The 5,504-nt window shown below is 40.8% G+C and carries 6 protein-coding genes and 1 riboswitch; all 6 genes read left to right on the forward strand.

Annotated features, from left to right (window positions below):
• Nucleotides 1–980 (forward strand): amino acid permease (locus tag V7659_RS25255; protein WP_335542870.1); only part of this gene is annotated, 980 nt, incomplete at its 5' end.
• Nucleotides 981–1,195: 215 nt separating this feature from the next.
• Nucleotides 1,196–1,305: riboswitch (TPP riboswitch) on the forward strand.
• A gap of 146 nt (nucleotides 1,306–1,451) precedes the next feature.
• Complete coding sequence (locus V7659_RS25260; protein WP_335542871.1) at nucleotides 1,452–2,447, forward strand: ABC transporter substrate-binding protein; 996 nt, start codon at nucleotides 1,452–1,454, stop codon at nucleotides 2,445–2,447.
• Between the two features lie 13 nt (nucleotides 2,448–2,460).
• The gene (locus tag V7659_RS25265) at nucleotides 2,461–2,751 is read left to right on the forward strand and encodes a thiamine-binding protein (RefSeq protein WP_335542872.1); all 291 of its coding nucleotides are present in this window, start codon (nucleotides 2,461–2,463) and stop codon (nucleotides 2,749–2,751) included.
• Nucleotides 2,751–3,518: an ABC transporter permease gene (locus tag V7659_RS25270; protein ID WP_310364232.1), complete on the forward strand. Its 768-nt coding sequence runs from the start codon at nucleotides 2,751–2,753 to the stop codon at nucleotides 3,516–3,518. The genes V7659_RS25265 and V7659_RS25270 overlap by 1 nt, the downstream gene beginning before the upstream one ends.
• Nucleotides 3,515–4,255 carry an ABC transporter ATP-binding protein gene (locus tag V7659_RS25275; RefSeq protein WP_335542873.1) on the forward strand — a complete coding sequence of 247 codons (741 nt, stop codon included), beginning with the start codon at nucleotides 3,515–3,517 and terminating at the stop codon, nucleotides 4,253–4,255. Before V7659_RS25270 ends, V7659_RS25275 begins: the two co-directional genes overlap by 4 nt.
• On the forward strand, nucleotides 4,252–5,019 hold the full coding sequence (locus V7659_RS25280) for a TatD family hydrolase (protein WP_335542874.1): 768 nt from the start codon (nucleotides 4,252–4,254) through the stop codon (nucleotides 5,017–5,019). Before V7659_RS25275 ends, V7659_RS25280 begins: the two co-directional genes overlap by 4 nt.
• Nucleotides 5,020–5,504: the final 485 nt, after the last annotated feature.

The following is a 5,504-nucleotide window of genomic DNA, read 5'->3' on the forward strand; positions in this document are numbered from 1 at the left end:
GTGTAAAAGGTGCGGCTATCATTGAGTTAGTGGCAACGGTATTGGCACTAATCGGTCTCGCGATTTATTATGTGGCCGGTTTACCTCATGTTCAATCATCCAATATATTTAATGATATGGCTTTTAGTCATGGCTGGTCCGGTGTTTTGGCAGCGATTCCATATGCCATTTGGTTCTTCCTTGCGATTGAGGGGGGAGCGATGGCAGCAGAAGAGGTGCGCGACCCGAAAAAGGATATTCCAAAAGGATTTATTTCCGGTATTTTAACGCTTGGTGTGGCAACGATTTTAACCTTAGTCGTAACGGCAGGACTTGGCGGCGGTACTGGTAAACCGGCGGATTATCCACTTCCTCAGGCATTGGCAAGTATTTATGGAGAAGGCAGCTTTATTCCAAAATCAGTTGCTATTATCGGTTTGTTTGGTTTAATTGCCAGCTTGCATGGTATTATTATTGGTTATTCCCGTCAAACGTTTGCCTTGGCTCGTGCAGGATACCTGCCTAAGTTTTTGTCTAAACTTTCGAAACGCGGGGTGCCGCATTGGGGCTTGATTGTTCCTGGAGCGATTGGCGTGATCGCAGCAGGCTCAGCAAACTTTGCAAATGCGTTGATTATCCTTTCCGTTTTTGGTGCGATTACGATGTACTGCTTAAGTATGGTTTCGTTGTTTGTTCTGCGTAAAAAGGAGCCAAATTTGGAAAGACCATTTAAAGTGAGTTATCCTGTGGTACCGGCAATTGCTTTAGTATTGGGTGTTTTCTCATTCTTCTGCGTGGTAAAATACAGTGTGCTAACGACAACTCTTCCATTGTTTGGAGTGGAGCTGCCTTTGGCGGGTGTGATTCTGACGATTTTTGGTGTAGCCATTGTCTACTATTTCTTAGTAGGATCCAAGAAACTTCGTCCAATGTCAGAGGAGTTTGTTTCCATTGAGGATGTGACTTCTGGAGAAACAGGGACAGATGAGAAAATAGGATAACGTTCAATAGAAAAAGATGTTCCATTGGGGTGGGGCATCTTTTTTGTATTAGATGAAATGATTGGGTACCCCGAAAACAGGTGAAAAAAATATCAAGTAATCCTCCTAACTGGATGTTTCATGATAGGAAGTATTAGTTAACAAGCATAAATAGATAATAGCAGTTGGCATTGTCTGCCTTGACTGATATAATAGTATGATATGAAGTGGAATACGATGTAATGTGGGGGAACCGGTGATGCCGGTTGAGATTTAGTCCGTGAGACGATGACCCTTGGAACCTGATCTGGTTGATACCGGCGGAGGGAACATATTCTTAAACAATTAATTGTTTGCTGATATGCACTCAGGTTTCTTTGCCTGGGTGCTTTATTTTGTTTAAGCAAGTTTTTTCTTCTAACCATCACAGGGGTTTCAGCCTATATTATTTGTTTCACTTTCGATTTTATTTTTACATATGGGGGATTCAACATGAAGAAATGGCTAGTACTACTCCTTTCAGTCCTTCTAGTGACTGGATGCAGCAGCAAAAAAGAAACAGAAAACGCAACAGGAAAAAAACAGCCGCTTAAAAAGGTCTCGGTTGTACTGGATTGGACGCCAAATACCAATCATACTGGATTATATGTTGCAGAAGAAAAAGGATTCTTTAAAAAAGAAGGCTTGGATGTGGATATCATCATGCCAGGTGAGACCGGTGCTGACCAACTAGTCGCTTCTAACAAGGCGCAGTTTGGTGTAGGTTACCAAGAAGCGATTACCCAGGCACGGATACAAGGGGTGCCGCTCGTATCGATCGCTGCAGTGATTCAGCACAATACATCAGGATTCGCTTCACCTGTTGGCAAAAAGATTCAATCTCCGAAGGATTTTGAAGGAAAAACATACGGTGGATGGGGATCGCCAGTCGAAAAATCTGTCATCACTTCTCTAATGAAAAAGGAAAACGCCGATGCCAATAAGGTTAAAATCGTGAACATGGGGGATACGGACTTTTTTACGGCTGTGAAACGAGACATCGATTTCGCTTGGATTTACTATGGGTGGACTGGTGTAGAAGCAGAGCTTCGTAATGAAAAAATTAATATGGTTTACTTAACCGATTACTCAGATAAACTGGACTACTATACACCTGTTTTAGAAACAAATGAAAAAATGATCAAAGAAAACCCTGAAACGGTTAAGGCATTCGTAAAAGCTGCTGCCGAGGGGTATGAATTTGCCATTAAAAACCCTGATCAAGCGGCAGATATTCTGATTAAAGCAGCACCGGATTTAGATCCAAAGCTTGTCAAGAAGAGTCAAGAATGGTTGTCTCCGAAATATCAGGATGATGCAAAGGAATGGGGAATTCAAAAGCAAGAGATTTGGGAAAATTATGCCCAATGGATGTATGAGAATAAGCTTCTTGACAAGAGATTAGATGCGAAAAAGGCATTTACAAATAAATTTTTACCAAAACAATAGGGGGTAGAAAAATATGGCGAATTCATTAATCAGCATTCAAATCATCCCGAAAACAAAGGATGGAGAAGACGTCATTCCATACGTCGATGAAGCGATTAAAGTCATTGCTGAATCTGGTGTGAAATATGAGGTACACCCGTTAGAAACAACCATGGAAGGCGAACTCCACGAATTATTTATGGTGATCTCAAAAATGAATGAACGAATGATTGAAATGGGAAGCAAAAATGTCATTTCTCAAGTGAAAATCCTTTATCAGCCAACAGGCATTTCAATGGATGACTTAACGGGAAAATATCGATGATGAGGAAGAATCTTGTAAAAGGGTGGAGACCGATTTTGGTTCTCCTCCTTTTGTTTGTCATTTGGGAGATTGTCGTTAAATTAGCAGAAGTGCCGGAATGGCTTCTTCCGCCGCCATCAAAGATTTTCACAGAGGCCATTGCCGGTTGGCGTGATTTTTATCCAGATGTGTTTTCAACGGTTAAAATTTCACTATTTGGATTTGTAGTTGGGGCATTCATTGGACTGGCAGTCGCCATTTTATTCCATCTGGTACCTGTTTTAAGGGATTCTTTTTATCCATTGTTGATTTTATCGCAAAATGTTCCCATTATCGTTCTGGCTCCACTGTTGGTGATTTGGTTTGGGTTTGGCTTATTGCCCAAAATGATTGTCATCACTCTTGTTTGTTTCTTTCCCATTACAGTGGCTGCCTTGGATGGATTTAGCCAAACCCCTTCAGAATTGAAGCATTATATGAGGATGGCAGGTGCATCCAAAACACAGCTTTTTTGGAAATTGGAGCTGCCGTTTTCGTTGCCCTCGATTTTTTCAGGCTTTAAGGTTTCTGCCACGTATAGTGTAATGGGTGCCGTTATTTCTGAATGGCTTGGTGCTAAGCAGGGGATTGGTGTCTTTATGACATTCGCATCGTCGTCTTTTCGAACGGACCGGGTGTTCGTTGCCATTTTTACCATCATGTTCTTAAGCCTCTTCTTTTTCTTTTTCATCGTTTTTATGGAACGAAGAGTGGTTCGCTGGCAGCCGAAAGGGGATGAGAAAAAATGAGCTATCTTCGTTTTCAAAACGTTTCGAAGCGTTTCAGGCAAAATGAAGTACTGAAAGACCTTGATTTTTCCATTAATAAAAATGAATTTGTTTCTATTATTGGCCCTTCAGGAAGTGGGAAAAGCACCATTTTTAATTTAATTGGAGGAATTCTTTCACCAGATGAAGGGGAGATCCTATTAGACGGTCAGTGCATTAATGGCAAGCGTGGTTTTATTAGCTATATGCCTCAAACTTCTTCTCTTTTCCCGTGGAGGACGATCCTTGAAAATGTCCTTCTTGGCCAAGAACTTCAGGGAAAAAAAGACGTAAAAGCAGCACGAGAGATGCTGGCGATTGCAGGGCTCTCTGATTATGAAAACGCCTATCCTCACATGCTATCTGGAGGAATGAAGCAGCGCGCTGCTTTTATCCGTGCCTTATTGAGCCCGCAAGAGGTGATTTGTCTTGATGAGCCTTTTTCCGCTTTAGATGAGCTAACCCGGTTTGAAATGCAGAAATGGTTAGTGGACATGTGGGAATCACATCGACGGACGATTCTTTTTATTACTCACAATATTGAGGAAGCACTGTTTCTATCCGATCGAGTGATGATGCTGTCTGCTAAAAAGGCAAAGGTCGTTTCAACCATAGAGGTCCCATTTGAAAGGCCACGGCACGAAAGTATACTGTTAGATGAACGCTTTATTCAATGCAAAAGGGATGTATATTACCAATTAGTAGGTGAAGTCAAATGATCATGATCGACGCTCATATCCATTTGGATCGCTATCAGGATGAGGAAATCAAACGGATGGTATTGGATTCTGCCCATATCGAAGCCTTGATTTCTGTATCCTTTCATTTGGATTCCAGTAAAAGAAACCTTTTGCTTGCACAAAAATATCCAAAGGTAAAACCTGCATTTGGCTACCATCCAGAACAAACATTGCCTTCTGAAAACGAGCTGAACGTGCTGCTAAATTGGATGGACGACCACCGTGATGAAATGATTGCGGTAGGAGAGGTGGGGCTGCCATTCTACTTAAGGCAAGAGCAGGGGATTTCGATTGCTTCTTATCTTGAAGTATTAGAAGTTTTTATCAGTAAGGCGAAAAGATGGGACAAACCGATAGTTCTTCATGCTGTTTACGATGATGCACCTCTTGTTTGTGACCTTCTCGAAAAATCTTCTGTTTCCAAAGCGCATTTTCACTGGTTTAAAGGGGATCAGAAAACAATGGACCGAATGATAAGAAATGGCTACCATATTTCTATTACCCCGGATGTGGTGTATGAACAAGAAATCCAGCAGCTTGTCAGCGTCTATCCTCTCGAGCTTATGATGGTTGAAACAGATGGTCCTTGGCCATTTGAAGGTCCATTCACAGGGAAAATGACTCATCCGAATATGATGGAGGAATCCATAAGGAAAATCGCACTGCTCAAGAAGCTTTCCGCTGAGGAAGTTTCAGATGTCTTACATCAAAACACAAAAGGGTTTTACCACATAACAACTTGAAGCTGCCGATCAAACATTGGTAGCTTTCTTTATTTGGAAATAATGAACAGGAAACCAATTGATTCATAAAGATCCAATATTATTGGAGTGCTACGCAACTATTTTTTAGAATCCCAGCTATCTATTTGGTGGATTATTTACGGCTTAATATACTCGGAGGTCAGAGTATGAATGAAGCGCTGCAATCTTCATTTCAACTTAAGGAAAAGATTGAGAAACTATCCATTGAAGACTTAGTAACGAATTTTCCCATGATAATAACTCAGTTTAAATCCTTATTGAACAGAAAGGAAGATTGTACGGGTTTAAACCTGCGATACATAGAAATGTGTTTTAGTTATAAAGAAAATAGTAGATTAATAAAATCCTAAGAGATGAAGCTGTTGGCTATAAAACAAGGAGAAATAAAACTGTTACAAAGAGGTGAATATATTGAAAACTTATCGGTTACCCATTTTCATTTTACTTATGAGCCTTATATACAT

It is taken from the genome of Neobacillus drentensis (assembly GCF_036966985.1).
Taxonomy (GTDB): Bacteria; Bacillota; Bacilli; order Bacillales; family Cytobacillaceae; genus Neobacillus; species Neobacillus drentensis_E.